The sequence below is a fragment of the Mucilaginibacter sp. dw_454 genome (assembly GCF_018449775.1).
Classification (GTDB): domain Bacteria; phylum Bacteroidota; class Bacteroidia; order Sphingobacteriales; family Sphingobacteriaceae; genus Mucilaginibacter.
Map to the genome: position 1 here is coordinate 106,516 of NZ_JAAVVB010000001.1, position 17,926 is coordinate 124,441.

21 protein-coding genes are annotated in these 17,926 nt (G+C 43.7%); 3 read left to right on the forward strand and 18 right to left on the reverse strand.

The features are described 5' to 3' along the window. The first annotated feature begins 24 nt into the window (after positions 1 to 24). Positions 25 to 798: an enoyl-CoA hydratase/isomerase family protein gene (locus HB679_RS00500; RefSeq protein WP_214069979.1), complete on the forward strand. Its 774-nt coding sequence runs from the start codon at positions 25 to 27 to the stop codon at positions 796 to 798. A gap of 38 nt (positions 799 to 836) precedes the next feature. Here the strand turns inward: HB679_RS00500 and HB679_RS00505 are convergent, their stop codons facing one another. The 8 genes from HB679_RS00505 to HB679_RS00540 all read right to left on the reverse strand — a co-directional run bounded on the left by HB679_RS00505 (position 837) and on the right by HB679_RS00540 (position 6,129). Next, complete coding sequence (locus tag HB679_RS00505; protein WP_214069980.1) at positions 837 to 1,073, reverse strand: hypothetical protein; 237 nt, start codon at positions 1,071 to 1,073, stop codon at positions 837 to 839. 210 nt (positions 1,074 to 1,283) lie between these two features. Next, on the reverse strand, positions 1,284 to 1,553 hold the full coding sequence (locus HB679_RS00510) for a hypothetical protein (protein ID WP_214069981.1): 270 nt from the start codon (positions 1,551 to 1,553) through the stop codon (positions 1,284 to 1,286). Positions 1,554 to 1,781: 228 nt separating this feature from the next. Next, complete coding sequence (locus HB679_RS00515; protein ID WP_214069982.1) at positions 1,782 to 1,967, reverse strand: hypothetical protein; 186 nt, start codon at positions 1,965 to 1,967, stop codon at positions 1,782 to 1,784. 221 nt (positions 1,968 to 2,188) lie between these two features. After that, positions 2,189 to 3,028, reverse strand: a complete 840-nt coding sequence (locus HB679_RS00520; protein WP_214069983.1) for an endonuclease/exonuclease/phosphatase family protein — start codon at positions 3,026 to 3,028, stop codon at positions 2,189 to 2,191. 177 nt (positions 3,029 to 3,205) lie between these two features. Then, positions 3,206 to 3,496, reverse strand: coding sequence for a chaperone modulator CbpM (locus HB679_RS00525; RefSeq protein ID WP_214069984.1), 291 nt, complete (start codon positions 3,494 to 3,496; stop codon positions 3,206 to 3,208). An 11-nt stretch (positions 3,497 to 3,507) separates the two neighbouring features. Further along, entirely contained in the window at positions 3,508 to 4,425 is a 918-nt protein-coding gene (locus HB679_RS00530) for a J domain-containing protein (protein WP_214069985.1), read from the reverse strand. A gap of 176 nt (positions 4,426 to 4,601) precedes the next feature. Next, positions 4,602 to 4,826: a PspC domain-containing protein gene (locus HB679_RS00535; protein WP_214069986.1), complete on the reverse strand. Its 225-nt coding sequence runs from the start codon at positions 4,824 to 4,826 to the stop codon at positions 4,602 to 4,604. Positions 4,827 to 4,839: 13 nt separating this feature from the next. After that, on the reverse strand, positions 4,840 to 6,129 hold the full coding sequence (locus HB679_RS00540; RefSeq protein WP_214069987.1) for a DUF2851 family protein: 1,290 nt from the start codon (positions 6,127 to 6,129) through the stop codon (positions 4,840 to 4,842). A gap of 199 nt (positions 6,130 to 6,328) precedes the next feature. Here HB679_RS00540 and HB679_RS00545 point away from each other — a divergent pair, with 199 nt between their 5' ends. Next, entirely contained in the window at positions 6,329 to 7,663 is a 1,335-nt protein-coding gene (locus tag HB679_RS00545; protein WP_214069988.1) for an MFS transporter, read from the forward strand. Here HB679_RS00545 and HB679_RS00550 read toward each other — a convergent pair. From HB679_RS00550 to HB679_RS00575, 6 genes are all read right to left on the reverse strand, one after another. Beyond that, positions 7,638 to 8,333, reverse strand: a complete 696-nt coding sequence (locus HB679_RS00550) for a DUF1345 domain-containing protein (RefSeq protein WP_214069989.1) — start codon at positions 8,331 to 8,333, stop codon at positions 7,638 to 7,640. The genes HB679_RS00545 and HB679_RS00550 overlap by 26 nt on opposite strands. A 29-nt stretch (positions 8,334 to 8,362) precedes the next feature. Then, positions 8,363 to 8,563: a YwbE family protein gene (locus HB679_RS00555; protein ID WP_214069990.1), complete on the reverse strand. Its 201-nt coding sequence runs from the start codon at positions 8,561 to 8,563 to the stop codon at positions 8,363 to 8,365. 109 nt (positions 8,564 to 8,672) lie between these two features. Continuing rightward, a complete protein-coding gene (argH, locus tag HB679_RS00560; protein WP_214069991.1) occupies positions 8,673 to 10,007 on the reverse strand; it encodes an argininosuccinate lyase in 1,335 nt (444 codons plus the stop codon). Between the two features lie 57 nt (positions 10,008 to 10,064). Next, positions 10,065 to 12,194 carry a hypothetical protein gene (locus HB679_RS00565; RefSeq protein WP_214069992.1) on the reverse strand — a complete coding sequence of 710 codons (2,130 nt, stop codon included), beginning with the start codon at positions 12,192 to 12,194 and terminating at the stop codon, positions 10,065 to 10,067. Between the two features lie 272 nt (positions 12,195 to 12,466). Then, positions 12,467 to 13,534 carry a M20 family metallo-hydrolase gene (locus HB679_RS00570; RefSeq protein WP_214069993.1) on the reverse strand — a complete coding sequence of 356 codons (1,068 nt, stop codon included), beginning with the start codon at positions 13,532 to 13,534 and terminating at the stop codon, positions 12,467 to 12,469. A 114-nt stretch (positions 13,535 to 13,648) separates the two neighbouring features. Further along, on the reverse strand, positions 13,649 to 14,566 hold the full coding sequence (locus tag HB679_RS00575) for a DUF72 domain-containing protein (protein WP_214069994.1): 918 nt from the start codon (positions 14,564 to 14,566) through the stop codon (positions 13,649 to 13,651). 228 nt (positions 14,567 to 14,794) lie between these two features. On the opposite strand from HB679_RS00575, the gene HB679_RS00580 reads away from it, so the two are divergent. Further along, positions 14,795 to 15,211: a hypothetical protein gene (locus tag HB679_RS00580; protein WP_214069995.1), complete on the forward strand. Its 417-nt coding sequence runs from the start codon at positions 14,795 to 14,797 to the stop codon at positions 15,209 to 15,211. Positions 15,212 to 15,239: 28 nt separating this feature from the next. Here the strand turns inward: HB679_RS00580 and HB679_RS00585 are convergent, their stop codons facing one another. From HB679_RS00585 to HB679_RS00600, 4 genes are all read right to left on the reverse strand, one after another. Beyond that, positions 15,240 to 16,001, reverse strand: a complete 762-nt coding sequence (locus HB679_RS00585) for an MBL fold metallo-hydrolase (RefSeq protein ID WP_214069996.1) — start codon at positions 15,999 to 16,001, stop codon at positions 15,240 to 15,242. Next, positions 15,998 to 16,270 carry a hypothetical protein gene (locus tag HB679_RS00590; RefSeq protein WP_214069997.1) on the reverse strand — a complete coding sequence of 91 codons (273 nt, stop codon included), beginning with the start codon at positions 16,268 to 16,270 and terminating at the stop codon, positions 15,998 to 16,000. The genes HB679_RS00585 and HB679_RS00590 overlap by 4 nt, the downstream gene beginning before the upstream one ends. Positions 16,271 to 16,336: 66 nt before the next feature. Continuing rightward, positions 16,337 to 17,113, reverse strand: coding sequence for a hypothetical protein (locus HB679_RS00595; protein WP_214069998.1), 777 nt, complete (start codon positions 17,111 to 17,113; stop codon positions 16,337 to 16,339). A 4-nt stretch (positions 17,114 to 17,117) separates the two neighbouring features. Continuing rightward, positions 17,118 to 17,876, reverse strand: a complete 759-nt coding sequence (locus HB679_RS00600) for a hypothetical protein (RefSeq protein WP_214069999.1) — start codon at positions 17,874 to 17,876, stop codon at positions 17,118 to 17,120. Between the last annotated feature and the right edge of the window lie 50 nt (positions 17,877 to 17,926).

Consider the following 17,926-nt stretch of genomic DNA (forward strand, 5'->3'; position numbering starts at 1 on the left):
ATATCTACCCAAATAAAAATAAACATGACCGATAACCCAAACGGCGAGATTACACTACTTTATGGCGATAGTGGTATCACCACCATTAGTTTTTACCATCCGGCGCAAAACTCATTACCATCAGCTTTGCTGGAGGCGCTTGCTGACAAGATCGATCAAGCCGGCACAAACGCGCAAACCCGTGTCATCATCCTAAAAAGTGGGGGCGACCGCACCTTTTGTGCCGGAGCCAGTTTTGATGAGTTGCTGCAAATTAAAGATAAAGGGGCGGGTGCTGCATTCTTCTCGGGCTTTGCCAGGGTCATCAATGCTATCCGTAAATCGCCTAAAATTGTAATTGGCAGAGTGCAGGGTAAAGCTGTGGGTGGGGGAGTAGGCCTGGCCGCCGCTGCCGACTATTGCCTGGCTACAGAAGCCGCTGCCATTAAACTGAGTGAGTTAGCTATAGGTATCGGCCCCTTCGTGATTTCGCCTGCTGTGACAAGGAAAATTGGCTTGCCTGCTTTTTCACAACTGACGATTAGAGCTACAGATTTCCAATCGGCACAATGGGCCAGGGAAAAAGGATTGTATAACGAGGTTTATGCGGATATTATGGAACTGGATGTGGCGTTGGACGTACTTGCGGAAAAATTAGCGTCGTATCATCCGGATGCCCTGTCGGGCTTGAAACAAATACTGTGGGAAGGCACGGAAAACTGGGACGATCTACTCGCGGAGCGGGCGGCTATTAGCGGCGAGTTGGTGCTGTCAGAATTTACGCAGCAAGCCTTACATGATTTTATGGATAAGAAGTAAAAAAGAAAAGCCCCGCAATTGCAGGGCTTTTCTTTTTGTTACCAACGACGATAGCCGTGGCGATAATAATGTCTTCTGTAACCATAGCCATGATGATATCTTGGATAACCACGCTCTACAATCACTTCACGGTGATAGTGTGCGGGGTGTTCAACCACTACAACGCGGCGCGGTGGCGGGGTGCCTATATGAAGGCCTACTCTTACTTGTGCATTTGCCACGTTAAAGCCTAAAGCTAATATGGCAGTTACTATTGCTAATTTTAAAGTTTTCATAATTAATTGTTGTGTAATAAGCATCTCTGCTGTTGCTGTTAAGGCAATACGCATGCCGTGACATTTATTTTATTGGATATTAACCTAAGTTATTGATATACAGTTGTTAATATGTAAGCAAACAATGTGTTCTGTGCACCTACAGCGGTGAAGTGACCAGTTAACTATACACAATCAACAAAAAAGCCCCGCGTTTGCGGGGCTTTTTCGCTACCAGTGACGGTAATATGCGTGGCGATAATATGCATGACGATAATAAGGCCTTCTGTAAGCATAACCATAACGGTGATAATAAACAGGGTAACCCTCGTCAACCACCACGGGGTGCCGGTAATAAACCGGGTGGTAATATGGTCTTTCTACATAAACAGGGCGTGGTGCATATGTACCAATGCTAAATCCAACCCTTACCTGCGCATTGGCCACATTAAAACCTAAGGCTAAGATGGCGGTAACTATTGCTAATTTTAAAGTTTTCATGATCTTAATTGTTGTGCGATACCGTAGTATCGCTGTTGTTATAGTTAAGACAACAGCCGTGCCACAGGGTTTAGCTTATAAATCAATTCTGAACCTAAAATGTTGATAAACAGCAATAAAAAACGCCCTTTTCGGGCGCTAAACAATTTGGCAGATAAAACTGATTGTGCACAGTTAACTATACAAATGAGCACAAAAAAGCCCCGCATTTGCGAGGCTTTTTGTATGTTAGTAATGTCTTCTTACTACAACATGATGTCTGTGATAGTAATGATGTCTGTGATGATTTACCACTACCACTCTACGTGGAGCAGGGCGACCGCCCAAATGTACACCAACTCTTACTTGTGCGTTTGCTGCCTGGAATGTAAAGGCTAATAATAATGCTGCTATAGCTAATTTTAAAGTTTTCATAGTATTAAAATATGAACGTTTTTAATGTTGTGGTTCATGTACTTATGACAATAGCTATGCCATGAGGTTTAATCGTTTCCTTCTGTACGATATATGTTGATCGATTATTGTCGATAATAATCAAATACACAGCTAATTATGCATTGTAACGAATATGATAGATAAAGAAGGAGGGTTGATTTTCTAAATCAACCCTCCTTCTTTATCTAAAGACTGTATGCTTAATAGTTCATTATGGCTACTACCGGGTAATGATCTGACGGTACACGGCCATTGTAGGAGTTGGTCAAGATTGCGTAGCGTTTTACATTAAATTGTTTGGTTACAAAAATGTGATCAATCCGGCTATCGGTTTTGGTGTTCAAATTAAAATCATTGAAAGATCCATTAGTAGCCAGCTTGATAGGCGCCAGGTTATAGCAGTCTTGCAATACACCTGTACTTAATACCTCTTTGTAGCTTTCATTATATTGGTCCACGTTAAAATCGCCGGTGAAAATGGTGGCGCTGTTGCCTGCCATTTCTTTAATTTTTTGCAGTACCAGGTGCGCGCTTTCTTTACGGGCCACTACGCCTATATGGTCCATATGCAGGTTGAAGAAGTAAAACTTAAAACCGGTTTTAATATCCTCAAACTGCGCCCAGGTACATATACGTGGCAATACGGCATCCCAACCTTTGTTAGGTCTGTCGGTAATTGTCGACAGCCAGAAGTTGCCCTGTTTTAAAATTTTAAAGCGTGTTGTCTTATAAAATATGGCAGAATGCTCACCGGCTGTTTTGCCATCATCGCGGCCAACGCCAATAAATTTATAGCCGGGCAGGCTGTCTACCATGTTTTCAAGCATATGCTGTTTGCCTTCCTGTGTTCCAAAAATGTCCAGATCATTAAACTGTATAATTTTGCAGATTACCGGATAACGGTAGCCCCAGCCGTTGCCATTTAATGAATCGTCTTTGTTTTCGTAACGCAAGTTATAGGTGGCAATGTTTAACTGCTGACTGTAGGCCGCTACGGTAAAGAACAGTAGGGCAATAGTAGTGTAGCTGAGTTTTTTCATAATTTTTAACTGGTGCGTTAAAGATATAAAAAAGCTAAATACTAGCTTGGAGAAGGCACAAGCTTAATGAAGATTTAACAAAACTGTCATTGCGAGCGCAGCGTGGCAATCGCAAGGAGAAAAGTAAATTAGAATGGTTCGCGATTGCCACGCTACGCTCGCAGTGACAAATTAGAATCACTCATAAGCCCTCAAACTATTCTGCAATAACCGCATCTCCTCCTGGATATCCTCGATACGCTGCAGCAAGTGCGATATAGCCTCAATGCCCGCTACGTTAATATCCAGATCAGTATGCAGGCGGATCATACGTTCCAATTTTTGCAGTTCGCTTTCGGGGATGTAGGTGGTGTTGTTGACTATCTTTATTTCAACCAGGCCGGCATCCTGCAGGTCGGCAATGAAAGAGTGTTCCAAATGGTGATATACACAAAAATCTGTCGTAGTTATTAAATGCTTCGTGCTCATAACTCTATAATTTATGCTGATGATTTAGCCAGTTCTTCAAATAATTGTTTTTGCTTGTCGGTAAGATTGGTTGGTAATTCGATCTCGTAACTAATAATCAGATCGCCAAACTCGCCTTCCTTTTTATACACAGGTAATCCTTTGCCTTTCAACTTCACCTTGGTGCCGTTTTGAGTTTCTGGCTTTACTTTCACTTTTACTTTACCGGTAAGTGTTTCGGCAGTAATTTCTCCACCCAGGATAGCCGTATAGATATCCAGTTTGGTGTTTACATATAAATCAGCCCCTTTACGTTTAAATCTAGGATCATCGGCCACTAAAAATTTGATATACAAGTCGCCGCCAGGACCCCCATTAGCCCCCGGCCCGCCATGCCCGGCAATTTTGATGGTTTGTCCGTTCTCCACACCGGCAGGTATGGTAATGCGAATATTTTTACCGTTAACGGTTAGCGTTTGCTTATGCGTTTCACTGGCCTCTTTTAGGTCTAAATGCAGTTCAGCATTATAGTCCTGTCCGCGATATTTAGCTTGTCTGCGCCCTCCACCGCCGCCGGCAGCACCACCGAACATCGACTGGAAAAAATCAGAAAAATCTTCACCACCGCCACTAAATCCGTCAAAATCAAAAGCCTGTCCGCCACCACCGCCATAATTGCGCTGTTGACTTTGTTGCTGACGTTGAGCGTGTTCATAAGCTTCGCCATGCTGCCAGTTTTCGCCGTATTGGTCGTATTTCTTGCGTTTGTCCGGGTCGCTCAAAACCTCATTGGCTTCGTTAAGCTGCTGAAATTTCTTGTGTGCCTGTTCGTCGTTTGGGTTTAGGTCGGGGTGGTATTTGCGCGCTAGTTTGCGGTAAGCGGCCTTAATATCCTTTTCGGTAGCTGTTTTGCTGATGCCTAAAACTTCGTAATAATCAATAAATGCCATGGCAGGTTAAATGGAAATATATTTAAATAAACGGCTAATTATCGGAATGGTTTTTAATCCCTCTTGTCATTTCGAGCATGGCGAGAAATCTATATACACGCAAGGGATCATCGTGAATATCTATGTATAGATTTCTCCCGCTGGTCGAAATGACAAATTAATTTAAAAATAGCTGCCTACAAAAAATCAGTGGTCCTGGTATGCTTGCGTTTGATATAATTCCTGAAATCAAGCACTATTCCCGCGAAGAAATAAACGATAATTGGGAAACCTACCGATAAGAAAGAGGTGTAGATAAAAAACAATCTTAATTTAGAAATGGAAATATTAAAGCGTTCGCCCAGGTAGGTGCAAACACCAAAAGAATAACGTTCAAAAAAGGTCAATATTCGCTGTAACATATCTAAATTTAAATCAAGCCTGTAGCTTTAGTATCTTATTACCAACGCTGCATTGCAGGCATTTCTTATAATTACAATAATAGTTTTTTAATTCCAGTAAAGCTTGCGACTCAAACGCCGAGCCCGCCTTTACACCCAAACTATTAAAGTCGGCAATGATATTATTCTGCTCGCCGGGCAGGCTTTCCAGTAGCTTTAAACTTCTGTCAATAAAATACTGCTGCTGGTTATATCTGCCGTAACTAAACAAAAATAAGGATAAAGTATTTAACAACAATAAATTAGCCGACGATTGCCCCATGTTTTTCGAAACCGGTTTTGATGGCTTGTCAAACTGGTAATGGTCGTCCCAGTACTCGTTAACCTTAATTTCTGTAAAAAGTTTCTGCAAGATCTTCACATCCTTAATATCCAATACTTTTGAGAACAGGTGATTAGAGTTAACCACCAACGCCGCAAATTGGGCCAGCCTTACGGTCGGAAAGTTCAGGGGCCGCATGCGCATAAATTTCCAGAGATGATTATCGATAGGCGCGAGGCTAAATTTCTTCCTTAAAAAATCATATTCTGTTTTTAGCTTGCGCGGATATTCATCCTGCAGATCATCAGTCAGAAATCCCGCTTGACCGAAGATCAAAGCCTCAATTTGCAGTGTACTGTTTTTATGTTTGCCGAGGATGGTTTGCGGCAGAGATTTAGCCAACAGCTCAAACGGTAAGGCATTAGTTTTAAAGCCGAAATTGGCCGCTATAAACTGGTAAAAAGTCTCTTCCCAATCACCACGATTTAGCTCAAGCGCTTTAATTACCGCTTCTGATTTCTTTTCCAGGCGTTCTATCAAAATTCGGGTAAACCAGGTTTTTAAAGTGAATTCGTCTAACTTACCTATGCTGCTTTCGCACGGAATAATGGTTTGATTGCCGAATACCAGGTTATGATATCGCCCGTAAAGTTCTTCGGGGATACGATCCTTTAATTCAATAGTAGGAATAACGCGGCCTTTGGTATCGCTCACCGGTTCATCGTCACGATAAACCACATGAAGAATTACATTATCATAAGCGTTGTCGGTGGTATGATTATGCTTTTTCCAATCGGACGATGAGAGGTGCAGTTCCACATTCCCGGCCCAGGTAGTATCTCCAATCCTGATACGCGCATTGCTAAAATCAGGACCTGAATCGGTGTTGTGTATACCGACAGATTGGATATCAATAACTTCACCAGAAGTGGTTTTTAGATCCGTCCGGTCAAACAGGCGAAACTTCCAAACATAATGCAACAGGTCTTCGGTGAAAAGCATTAACTAATGTAAGAAATAAACAAATAAAGTAGCAAGCAATAAATCTAAACCAACCATTCTCACCACGTCTTCGTGAGCGAGGTACGAGCGTAACGATCTCAGGACCGTCGCTTATATAGAGATTGCCACACTCGTACCTCGTTCGCAATGACGTATCGGCGAATTGCGAATATTTTTATAAATTCACCCAATAACAATTATGCAGCCTACGTCCACCACATCCATCAAAGCCCAAACCACCTCGCACCGTATCCGCTCCATTATAGGCGGCTCATTAGGTAATTTGGTAGAATGGTATGATTGGTATGTTTACTCCGCGTTTACACTTTACTTTGCCGGCGCTTTCTTCCCGGCCGAGAATCCCAGGGTACAATTATTGAATACCACCGGCATATTTGCGGTAGGCTTTTTAATGAGACCAATAGGCGGGTGGGTAATGGGTACTTATGCCGATAAACATGGCCGTAAGGCGGCGCTTACTTTATCAGTAATGATGATGAGCATTGGTTCATTTATTATCGCCATTATCCCCGGATACAAACAAATAGGCATTGCGGCGCCTATAATGCTAACACTAGCCCGCATGGTGCAGGGCTTAAGCGTAGGTGGTGAATACGGCACCAGTGCTACGTACCTGAGTGAAATGGCCGGCCGTAAGCGTCGTGGATTTTACTCGAGTTTTCAGTATGTAACTTTGATTGCAGGGCAGTTAACGGCGTTAGGCGTGCTGGTGCTATTACAACAAGTTTTCCTGACCGACAAACAATTACACGCTTGGGGCTGGCGCATTCCATTTGCTGTGGGGGCAGTATTGGCTATATCTGTAATGTATCTGCGCAGGAGTTTGCAGGAGTCGGTAGTATTGTCCGATCATCATCAGCCCATCTCAACCCGGGGTACCATCAGGGAGTTGGCCAAACACCCGAAAGCGGTTTTTACGGTAGTTGGCCTTACTTTAGGCGGAACGGTTGCTTTTTATACCTTCACCACCTACATGCAAAAGTTCCTGGTCATTACATCAGGTTTTAGCAAAAGCGCCGCTACGCTGATATCAGCCTTGACGCTTGTTTTGTTTATGCTTTTGCAACCTTTATTCGGTATGTTGTCTGATAAAATTGGCCGCAAACCGATGTTGATTGCTTTTGGAATATGCGGGACGATTGCTACAGTGCCTATTTTGATAGCCCTGGGGCATACTAAAGACTTTTGGGTAGCATTTACGCTTATCATGGCTGCGTTGGTTATTACCAGTGGATACACGTCTATCAACGCCGTAGTAAAGGCCGAGCTGTTTCCCTCGCATGTGCGGGCTTTGGGCGTAGGGTTCCCTTACGGATTAGCGGTATCTATATTCGGTGGCACTGCCGAGCCATTGGCGCTGGTTTTTAAAAATAATAATCACCAGGAATGGTTTTATTGGTACGTCACGCTTTGTATTTTCCTGTCGCTGGTTGTTTATGTGGCGATGAAAGATACCAAGCGGCACTCGCGGATAGAAGAGGAGCCTGCTACACCAAACTCGACACCACGTTAATACTCAAAGCCACAATAGCAGTATTAAACGCAAACGAGATTAGTCCATGCAGTAAAGTAAGCCTGCGAATCTGGCGTGACGAGATCTCAACGTCTGACACCTGGAAAGTCATACCTACCACAAAAGCGAAATACACAAAGTCCAGATAGTCCGGATCCTTTTCACCGCCGGGGAATTCAAGCCCCTCCAACTTATCATTGTTTTCATCGGGGCTGTAATATAGATGCGCGTATCGCATCGCAAACAGTGTATGCACCAGCCACCACGATACCATAACCGAAGCCATGCCCAGTAAAATATGCCCGGTTACATCGGCTTCCGATCCACCTTTGGTTGATTTTAAAAGAAATAAGATAGAACCTAAGCTAACGAAGGAAGCGACGATGACAAACAAAAATATGAACGCTCTGCTAGCGTCTTGCAGCTTGGCTATCTTACGAATTTCGCGGGGATGGGCATTGAGGATAATAACCCAATCCATGATAATGATGGCCATGGCGCTGGCAACCCAGGTAATTAACACAACGGCCGGCCATTTAAAATGGTCGTGGGTTACTAAAAGAGCAATTACTGCCACGGCTAATGATATCAGCAGTCTAAAATGCGCGTCGAACTTAAAAAAAGCGTTATTGGGTAATTTGGTTATTTGTTTGAGTGTTTTCTTTGCCATAGGGTATTAAATGCATTGGCAATATACAATTATTCCTCGTCAACAATAAAGGCTACGCGACCGATTTGGCCATCGTCCAAACGCACTTTAATGCCACGCGAATGGTAGGCCGCGCTGGTTAACAACTTATCCACTATACCGCGCGTCAGTGTGCCCGTGCGCTGATCTTTTTTTAAGATGATGTCGACCTCAAGGCCGGGGTATATGTCTTTTCTGTTTTGTCCGTTCATAGAATATTTTTTTGTCATTGCGAGGAGGAACGACGAAGCAATCGCAAGGATGCAATGTGTTTAAGCATAGTTCGCGGTTGCCACGCTTCGCTCGCAATGACAATGCTTGTTATTTTATTAACTCCGCCACTGCCTTTTCTACCGCATCAAACTTAAACTGCCCTACCACTTTATTCATAGCGTCCGTAATTTGCGCATTACCCAAATTACCAATGCTGCCCTCATGGGTATGGTTAACGGTTTTAGCCGGGTTAAATTCGCCTTTTTCTATAGCCAGTCCTACTTGCTTGTAAGCATCGCGAAATGGTATTCCATCCAACACCATCTGGTTAACCACCTCAACGCTGAACAGGTAAGCATATTTAGGATCTTTCAGGATGTCTGTATTTACGCTTACGTTTTGCAGCATGAAAGTAGCCATATGCAGGCAGCTCTTTAACTCTGTAAACGCCGGGAACAACAGCTCTTTTAACAGCTGCAATTCGCGGTGATAGCCTGATGGCAAGTTGGTAGTTACCATGGCAACATCGGTTGGCAGGGCTTGTAAACGATTACACTTACCACGCATGATCTCCCAAACGTCCGGGTTCTTTTTATGTGGCATGATACTGCTGCCGGTGGTTAGCGTATCCGGATAGCTTACAAAAGCAAAATTCTGACTTAAATATAACGCTTGGTCCATAGCCATTTTAGCTAACGTGGCTGCTATAGATGATAAAGCCTGCGCTATGATCCGCTCGGTTTTACCACGGCCCATTTGCGCGTAAACTACGTTGTAGTTCAGGCTTTCAAAACCCAATAATTGGGTAGTCATGGTGCGGTTTAATGGAAACGATGAACCATAACCCGCAGCAGAACCCAATGGGTTTTTATTGGTGATCTTGTAAGCTGCCAAAAGCAGTTCCAGGTCGTCCACCAAACTCTCGGCATAAGCGCCAAACCATAAACCGAAGGACGATGGCATAGCTACCTGCAAGTGGGTATATCCCGGCAGTAAAACGTCTTTATATTTTTCGCTTAAGGTAATAAGCTGATTAAACAAGGCTTGCGTTTCTTCAACAACCTGTTGCAGTTCGCTCCTGAAAAAAAGTTTCAGATCGACCAAAACCTGGTCGTTACGTGAGCGGCCACTATGGATTTTTTTACCGGCATCGCCAATGCGTTGAGTGAGCAGCATTTCAACTTGTGAGTGTACGTCTTCAACGCCAGGCTCTATGGTAAATTTCCCAGCTTGAACATCGGCATAAATGCTTTTGAGCTCGTGTTGTACCAGTTGTAAGTCATCGGCGCTCATCAGACCAATACTCTCCAACATGCGTGTATGTGCCAGCGATCCCAGTACATCAAATGCAGCCATTTGCGCGTCGAATTCGGTATCGCGGCCAACAGTAAAACTTTCTACCAGCTCATTAACATTAGTGGTTTTTTGCCATAGTTTGCTCATGCTGCAAATATGAGAAATATTTTTAGGATGCTGCCGCGATATTGAATAGAAGCTTTGTTACAAAGCCCGTTTCAAGCCTTCCCATTTTACTACCCATTGCCCATCTTTCGGGAAGCCCGGGGCATTGCCTGCAGGTGCGCCATCCCAACCGGCAGTCATCAGGGCTACTGCATACAGCAAACCGCCATTGCCCGGGAAATAGGGAAACGGACCGCCACCACCAACTAACCCATGTTGTTCCAGGTCGAAACTTTTATAGTTCAATAAGTAATCTATCGCTTTATCGCCATGGCCCAACCTTGCGGCACACATAGCCAGCATCGGGAAGTCCCAACCCCAGGTGCGGTCGAAGCGCCAGGTTTCGCCAACTTTGTTGAAGGTTCTTTCCATGGTTGGTACGTCTACACCATCGCCCGGTAATAAACCGTAAGCGCCGGTTAGGGCAGGGTGCTCAAAGTTAAATTTGGTCCACATATCGGTAATGTTTTCCCATGATTCATACATGCCATCTTTAACCGGAAGTTTTGAAAGTTTACTCAATACCTCTGCGTATTTCGGATTAGCAGGCATGTTTAAACGCTTCCTCCATTTTTGGGCAAGTTTCAAGCCGGTACGCCAGTAACTCAACTCAAAAGTTGGATTATAGCAGGTGCGTGGGTTGGCATTTTCAGATACTACCTGCAGCGGATAGCCTAATATATAACGATCCTGCTCTTTATTATAATATGGGTACGATGCCATGAAATCTGCCGTCTGAACTACCACATTGCCCCACTCTGCCAATGTAGCTTTGGTAGGATTGGTACGATAGGCCAGCTCCGCAAAAAATATCGGGTGCGGTTGCTGCCAGATTAGTAAGGGGTTAATTTCATTCGGCCATTCCCAATGCTCATTATCGCCAACGGTTTTTGGCCAGCGTGCGCCTTCGTAGCCTTGCCGTTTAGCTCTTTCTTCTGATGTTTTTAAGTTGGATGCATAAACCCGCATCGCTCTGTCCATCAACGGCAGGCGACCCCAAAGCGCATAATGCGCGTCATGCCACCAGATCATCTCAAAATGGTATTTACCAAACCAGCCATTATTTACCAATCCGCTTTCTTGCGGTGGGGTAGAGCCAGCCTCGTTAACAGCCATAATGTACTGCGATAGCACGATACGTCTTTCCAACTCCATCCAACGGGGATCTTTACTGGCCGAGAGATCGATTGCACCGCCGCTTTGCCAAAAACTTGACCAATGTGTTTGGCTAGCCAGTTTTACTTGTGCGTAAGTTGGCAACGGTGTTTTGATTGGATCTTTTGAAAATGTTAATACGACATCTACCACGTTTTTACCGCCGGGCATTAATTCATAGCGATGCGGTTTGGTGTTTTTTATGGTAGCATTGGCCCATTTCAGGCCGACGTCAAATTTAGTATCATCTAAAGTGCGATGAAAAACAGCATTGTTACCGTTGATAACCGCTTGCGTTTGGTGCTTATCCGGACTATTAAAATCGGCACCATTATCAAACTGGCCGTGCGAGGCGTAAGGGAACTCTAAAAACACACCCACTTGCCCATCGTTTAAATCAGGTGCTTCTATATGCACAGCAATGCCATCCTGGTTGGGGTTACCGATGGTGGTTACCTTTACGGGTTTGCCATCAACCTCAAAAGTGCTGGTGGCAATGCCTGTCCACATGTCCAGCTTTTGCACCGGGTTTTGCAGATCATTTAAAGCAACTACAGAACCATCTTTTTTCTTCAAGATCAAACCCAAACGACCCAGGTTTATCCTTTGCGGATTAGAGATCATCCAATCGGTTAAAGCCGGCTGCTCCGGGTTTTGGATATCGTATCGCACCAAATGGCCCTGCGTATCCCATTGCTGGCCTTTAAAATCGGCAGGTGTTTGGCCGTCGGGTTCGGCAAATTTATGCCATCCCCAGTCTGACATGGTATTGGCATTATCTTTCCCAAATGTTTGTAGGCCGGTTATGTCAAAACCAAAAGCAAAATGGCCGTTACCTACTTGTGTTGGTCCGCCTAAATTACGGTCGGTAATAATTAGGTTGTGACGAGTTACTAAAGCCTTGCGGTTTATTTTACCTGTGGATTGAGCGTTTGCAATTGATACAGAGCACGTCGCCAGTAAAAATATGGCTGCTATTTTTGCAAGTGATGTTATTTGGTGTTTGATTAGCATAGACATCATTATAAAAGACCACACGGCCTTCATTAAATTTACAGGAATTGGATCTATTTGGAATAATAGGTTACAAATGCTAACCTAAAAATAAAATGAAAGGTAGCTGTCCTGTACTGTCTGTAGGATGAGGGGAAACCCAAACCCCAACCCGTCATCGCGAGCGTAGCGTGGCGATCTCCGGCGCGCTGATTTATAATCGCATGGTCAGAGATCGTCACGCTCGTACCTCGCTCACGATGACGTGGCGGTTAGTATGGGGTAATTATTGACTAATTAACTATCTGCTCCAACATCTTCACATACAACTCAATACCTTCACGGATCTCGTCCACATACACAAACTCATCAGCCGAGTGTGAACGGGCAGAATCACCGGGACCTACTTTGATAGATTGGATATCTAATAATGATTGGTCTGAAGTTGTAGGCGAGCCATAGGTTGTTCTACCCAGCGCAATACCAGCTTGTACAATCGGATGGTCGCGGTCTATAGATGATGGCTTAAGGCGAATGGAACGCGGATTCACATCGCAGCTTACATGCTGTCGGATGATCTCTAATACTTCCTCATTACGGTAAGCGTCGGTTACCCTAACATCAACCACAAAATTACAGGTAGCGGGCACTACGTTATGTTGCGAGCCGGCGTTGATGATAGTTACCGACATTTTGATAGGCCCAAAAACGTCACTTTCTTTAGGGAACTTAAAGTTGCGGAACCACTCAATATCCTTCATGGCTTTATAAATGGCGTTGTCGCCTTCTTCGCGGGCAGCGTGGCCGGCTTTACCGTGTGCTACGCAGTCTAGTACCATCAGTCCGCGTTCGGCTACAGCAAGCTGCATCAAAGTAGGTTCGCCAACAATGCCGAAGTTAAGTTCACCCAAGTCTGGTATAATTAGCTCCAAACCGTTAACGCCTGATATTTCTTCCTCGGCGGTGGTTGCCAGGCAGAAGTTATATTTAAGGTCGGTTTTATCATAAAAATACAAAAACACAGCTATCAATGATACCAGGCAACCGCCAGCATCATTACTGCCTAAGCCATATAATTTGCCGTCTTCAACCATACCATCAAACGGGTCGCGGGTGTAGCCGGAGTTTGGTTTAACCGTATCATGGTGCGAGTTGAGCAGGATTGTCGGTTTCGCCGCGTCAAAATGCTTGTTCCAGGCCCAAAGATTATTCAGTTTACGATTGGGGGTTATGCCGTGCATCTGCAGGAAATTGGCGATCAGGTCGGCGGTACGGTCCTCCTCTTTACTGAAAGATGGAATAGAGATAAGCTGTTGCAAAAGCTGCACAGCCTGCTGGTATAATGTGTTAGTGTCGTTCATGATAAATAGATAGGCAAAATTATAATTTTTTTGTAGAACCGATCAGGCTATGTAGGATACACAAAAAGACGTTTTTCTGTATCCGAAGTTTAATTGTAACGGCGTTAATACAGATTAGCTAAATAAACCCTTATCCTGTTCGATAAAAAAAGGCCTGCGCAGGCTCAGACCCAAATGTTCGTTCAATTGTTTTACCACATAATCGGCTAGTACAGGCGAGTATTGCTCATCATGCTGGTGCATAAAAAACCAAACGCTTTGCAGGCCCGCATCGCGCCATTGCTTAATGCGCTCCACCCACTCGTCTACACGGGCGTAATCGCCGGGTGTAAGGCCGTTGCCTACATAGCGTATAAAGGCATGTGGCGTAGGTAGTTCCATGTGCAGACAATCGCGACGGCCGGATGCATCGGTAATTACCGCGCCTAGGTTTAAATCGCGCAGCAAATTAAAAAGTGCATTCCGCGCCTCGATATTGGCAAACCATTCTTTATGGCGCACTTCGACATAAACCGGCACATCTGTTGGTAAATGTTCAAGGTAGGCCTTTAACTCAGGGAAACTTTTCGGGGTGAAATTATCGCCTAACTGCAAAAACAGCGGGCCTAACTTATCACCAAAGGCGGTGATGCCTTCATAAAAAGTCGTGGTAATTTCTTCGGCGTTTTTTAAGCGTTTGATATGGCTAATGCTTTGCGAAAACTTGGGGCAAAATTTAAAGTCGGGGTTGCTCTCAGCCTTTTCTTTCCATTTGGCTATAGTGGCAGGGGGGTATACGTTATAAAACGTGGCATTGAGTTCTATACTGTCGAAATGTTTAACATACTCATCCAAAAAATTGGCATCCTTGGTTTTAGACGGATAGATCTGGCCTACCCACTCTTTACGGCCCCATTTGGCACAGCCCACATGTACTTGCATAGGCTGATTGCTCTTTGCAGCGGTAAGTGTAGCAATAGTTAGTGGCGTATCGGGTGGTAGCGTAAAGTCAATATTTACTAATTCTTCGGGGGTAACTCGGCCAAATTCCATGGTGTAAATGTTTTATGGTTTTAACGATGACTGGTGCATCATTGTAACAAATTTAAAATAATAAACGTTGAACCACGGAGCTAATGATTATATTTAGCTAACAAAGTTTGAAGGTTAAACTTTTACATAGTTTAACTGTCTGTAAATAGCGCGCTAACACTGGCGAGCCCCAATATCGAGTAAATGGCGGCATTGAGCTTAAAGCATTCCGGTTTTTTTATACTGCTGATGGCTGGCCTGTTAATGTCATGTGGTAGCGGCAAAAAGGTATATATAAGCACTTGCGATGCCAATATGGTTTTTAAGCAGGTTACCTATACCCACCTCATGGATAGTCTTAGTTATTACAACAATAAATATGTTGAAATTGTGGGCAAGTACCAGGAAGGTAAAGAAGAGTCGGCTTTATTTAGCGACAGCCTTTATATGGCAAAGCCAAACACAGCGCTTTGGGTTAATTTTAGTCAGGACTGCCCGCTATACCTAACCGGTACCCACACTGGTTTTTTTCAATATGATGATGGGGGCTATACCCACATCAATAATAAAAAAATCAGGATAAGGGGTAGGCTTGATCTGCACAACCGTGGCTATCAAAAGCAATATAAAGGCTGTATTGACCACGTAAGCTTTATAGAGCTTTAAGGCCCCCCTTATTATTTATCCGGCGCTGTCAAATATTGATTTGCAATCCATCGACAGCTAATTTGATTCCGGGGGGCAAGGTAAGTTCGACATCGGCATGTTTGCCAAGGCGATGACTGATATGGGTAAAATAAGTAGTTTCTGCGCCAATTTCCTGTGCAAAAGCTACAGCCTCGTCCAAGGTAAAATGCGAGATATGGCTCTGCATTTGCAACGCGTTAATCACTAATATTTTGGTGCCTTTGATTTTTTCTTTTTCTTCGGGCGATACTGTTTTGGCATCGGTGATGTACGTGAAATCATTGATGCGGAAACCCAGCACCGGTAATTTATAATGCAAAACCTCGATAGGTATAAAATGGATGCTACCGATATCAAACGGATCTAAGCCAATAGGATGGATGTTTACCTGCGGGATGCCAGGATATTTAAACTCGGCAAATACATACGGAAACTCGCGCATTAACGCCGCTTGCACACGTGCATCGGCATAAATGTTCATGGGTTCCTGCTGCTTAAAATTAAAAGCGCGGATATCGTCCATGCCCGCAACATGATCTTTATGCTCATGGGTATAAACAACGGCGTCCAGTCGCTGCACATTGGCCCGCAGCATCTGATACCTAAAATCAGGTCCCGAATCAATTACTACGATTTTGTCTTCAGCTTCAATTAATATGGATGAGCGCAGTCTTTTATCCCGCGTGTCGGCCGATGTGCAAACTTCGCAGCCGCAAGCAATTACAGGTACACCCTGCGAGGTGCCGGTGCCTAAAAAAGTTACTTTCACAGCTGCAGTTTGGTTTGTTTTAGTTGTTGTAAAAAGGCGATCTGTTTATCGTCAAGCAAATTATGGTCAACCTCCAGTTCACGCAACAGTTCGACCAGGGCCAGGATCTTGCTTTCCAGGTTTGAGAAACGATTTACCACTATTATTTTGCTGTTTAACAACAAACATGCCCCGGTTTTAAAGTTCCCTTTTTCATAACGCACTTTGTATCCTGCCGATTTTAACAGCAGTTCCAACTTCTCGAGCGTATGCGTTGTAAGCGTGAGCATTTTTCAAAAATAAGCATAAAGCAGTTAGGAAAAAGCGGAAAGGTTAAATTAGCTCACCTATTTAATTTATCTGTCGTCGTACATTTTTACCTGTTCCTGAATTAGCGGCAATAATTGATAGAGCGCCGTATTGCTGTTAATCTTAGAATCTGTGGTGTCGTAAGCATTATAGATTCTTTTTGTCCAGACGTTGTCAATGGTATAAAACTCAAACACGTAGAAACTACTTTCAGAACTTTTTGAGTGGACGCGCTCGATGGCTTGTATAGGTAACTCATCTTGATGTAACCTCAAAAACTTGATTAATGCCTTATTGCCTATTTTTATAGGTTCGTAAATATTGGCATCACTAAAAGCCTGCATAAATACAGCATCATCTGTAACCCAAACCAAAATTTGCCGGTAAGAAGGAGTATATCCTGTTTGAGTATGCGAGATGGAATCATTGACTATATAAGTATTGACGGTGCCACCGCCGTAAGCTCCGTAAGTAAAAACCAGGCTGCTTGTTTGCCTGATGAGGTCATTGATTTTTTCCTTCAACTTAGGCCCGGTTGGGCTATATTCCCAATTGGCATAAGTTGCTGTTTTATCATCAGTATAATTATAGGCCTTAATGTGGTTTTGCTGGGCTGCCAAAGAAAGCTCAACCCATTGTTGGTTGGTTAGCTTTTCCTGGTAGGTGAGTACCTGGTTTATTGCTTCGTTATATAAAGGTTCTGCTTTTTGGTATTCGGTTTTTTTTCGAAGAGAATCAGCCTGATACTTTAGGGTTTTGACGTTTTGGGCAATGGCTGCCATTGTTAGCAAAAACAAACAAATAAATACCAACGGCTTCTTCATAATACTAGTCAAATTTACCAACCCTTGCCCGTTCGGTCCCTGAATTTATGGTATCGTAGTATTTTTTTTCATCATCGCGAACCCGCAGAAATAGCTGCGCAAAATGGGTTTTGATGTTTGCCTGATATATTTTATTTCCTTTGTCGACAGTAATTTGTTTGACAAATTTAAATTCATCGGTAGAAATGTTTTGCTGCATGGTTCTAAAATCCCAAATATCTACCGGGTCTTGCTGTACAGGTTCACTTTTTAAGTAAAACTCAAAGTGATAAACAGGTATGATGTCGCGGTATTTCATGATCATGGCGCCTATCTTTTCTTTAGTTATATTCTCCATATGGTTTTTCATCAGGTCATATAACTTTTTGTCATTCATCTTAACAGGCTTGTATGTGTCGCAGGCGTTAAATGCCTGCATAAAAACATCGTCATTTATGGCCCATGCCAATATATAGGTATTACCCTCGCCAATTAAACAACCATACGGCGATCCGCCGAGAGTAGTAGTAGTCCAACCCTGCCTGGCATAAAATGAGAATAGATAGTTGATGCCCATTTGCTTCAAAGTCGCTATTTTATCCGACATTTTTTCGGCACGTGTTCCATACAACAGGTTTGAGTATTTCCAGGGATAGGATTTGTTAACATCCATTGCCGAACGCAGCAAAGCCGACCAATCACTATCGTAAACTTTTTCTTTGTTGGCAAGCACCAGGTCAATGCAGTGCTCGTAAGCAATTAAGGCATCTTTAGGGTTATTCATATATCTAAGGGAGTCGCCTTGGCGCTTTAGCGCTAGAAAATTTTGCGCAC

Excerpts from the sequence above, each read along its gene's own strand:
- HB679_RS00530 (WP_214069985.1), bottom strand. The coding sequence starts at position 4,425 with ATGGCATTTATTGATTATTACGAAGTTTTAGGCATCAGCAAAACAGCT.
- HB679_RS00590 (WP_214069997.1), bottom strand. The coding sequence starts at position 16,270 with ATGCTCACGCTTACAACGCATACGCTCGAGAAGTTGGAACTGCTGTTA.
- HB679_RS00515 (WP_214069982.1), bottom strand. The coding sequence starts at position 1,967 with ATGAAAACTTTAAAATTAGCTATAGCAGCATTATTATTAGCCTTTACA.
- HB679_RS00510 (WP_214069981.1), bottom strand. The coding sequence starts at position 1,553 with ATGAAAACTTTAAAATTAGCAATAGTTACCGCCATCTTAGCCTTAGGT.
- HB679_RS00505 (WP_214069980.1), bottom strand. The coding sequence starts at position 1,073 with ATGAAAACTTTAAAATTAGCAATAGTAACTGCCATATTAGCTTTAGGC.
- HB679_RS00570 (WP_214069993.1), bottom strand. The coding sequence starts at position 13,534 with ATGAACGACACTAACACATTATACCAGCAGGCTGTGCAGCTTTTGCAA.
- HB679_RS00540 (WP_214069987.1), bottom strand. The coding sequence starts at position 6,129 with ATGCTTTTCACCGAAGACCTGTTGCATTATGTTTGGAAGTTTCGCCTG.
- HB679_RS00535 (WP_214069986.1), bottom strand. The coding sequence starts at position 4,826 with ATGTTACAGCGAATATTGACCTTTTTTGAACGTTATTCTTTTGGTGTT.
- HB679_RS00545 (WP_214069988.1), top strand. The coding sequence starts at position 6,329 with ATGCAGCCTACGTCCACCACATCCATCAAAGCCCAAACCACCTCGCAC.
- HB679_RS00555 (WP_214069990.1), bottom strand. The coding sequence starts at position 8,563 with ATGAACGGACAAAACAGAAAAGACATATACCCCGGCCTTGAGGTCGAC.
- HB679_RS00595 (WP_214069998.1), bottom strand. The coding sequence starts at position 17,113 with ATGAAGAAGCCGTTGGTATTTATTTGTTTGTTTTTGCTAACAATGGCA.
- HB679_RS00565 (WP_214069992.1), bottom strand. The coding sequence starts at position 12,194 with ATGCTAATCAAACACCAAATAACATCACTTGCAAAAATAGCAGCCATA.
- argH (WP_214069991.1), bottom strand. The coding sequence starts at position 10,007 with ATGAGCAAACTATGGCAAAAAACCACTAATGTTAATGAGCTGGTAGAA.
- HB679_RS00525 (WP_214069984.1), bottom strand. The coding sequence starts at position 3,496 with ATGAGCACGAAGCATTTAATAACTACGACAGATTTTTGTGTATATCAC.
- HB679_RS00580 (WP_214069995.1), top strand. The coding sequence starts at position 14,795 with ATGGCTGGCCTGTTAATGTCATGTGGTAGCGGCAAAAAGGTATATATA.
- HB679_RS00575 (WP_214069994.1), bottom strand. The coding sequence starts at position 14,566 with ATGGAATTTGGCCGAGTTACCCCCGAAGAATTAGTAAATATTGACTTT.
- HB679_RS00500 (WP_214069979.1), top strand. The coding sequence starts at position 25 with ATGACCGATAACCCAAACGGCGAGATTACACTACTTTATGGCGATAGT.
- HB679_RS00600 (WP_214069999.1), bottom strand. The coding sequence starts at position 17,876 with ATGAATAACCCTAAAGATGCCTTAATTGCTTACGAGCACTGCATTGAC.
- HB679_RS00520 (WP_214069983.1), bottom strand. The coding sequence starts at position 3,028 with ATGAAAAAACTCAGCTACACTACTATTGCCCTACTGTTCTTTACCGTA.
- HB679_RS00550 (WP_214069989.1), bottom strand. The coding sequence starts at position 8,333 with ATGGCAAAGAAAACACTCAAACAAATAACCAAATTACCCAATAACGCT.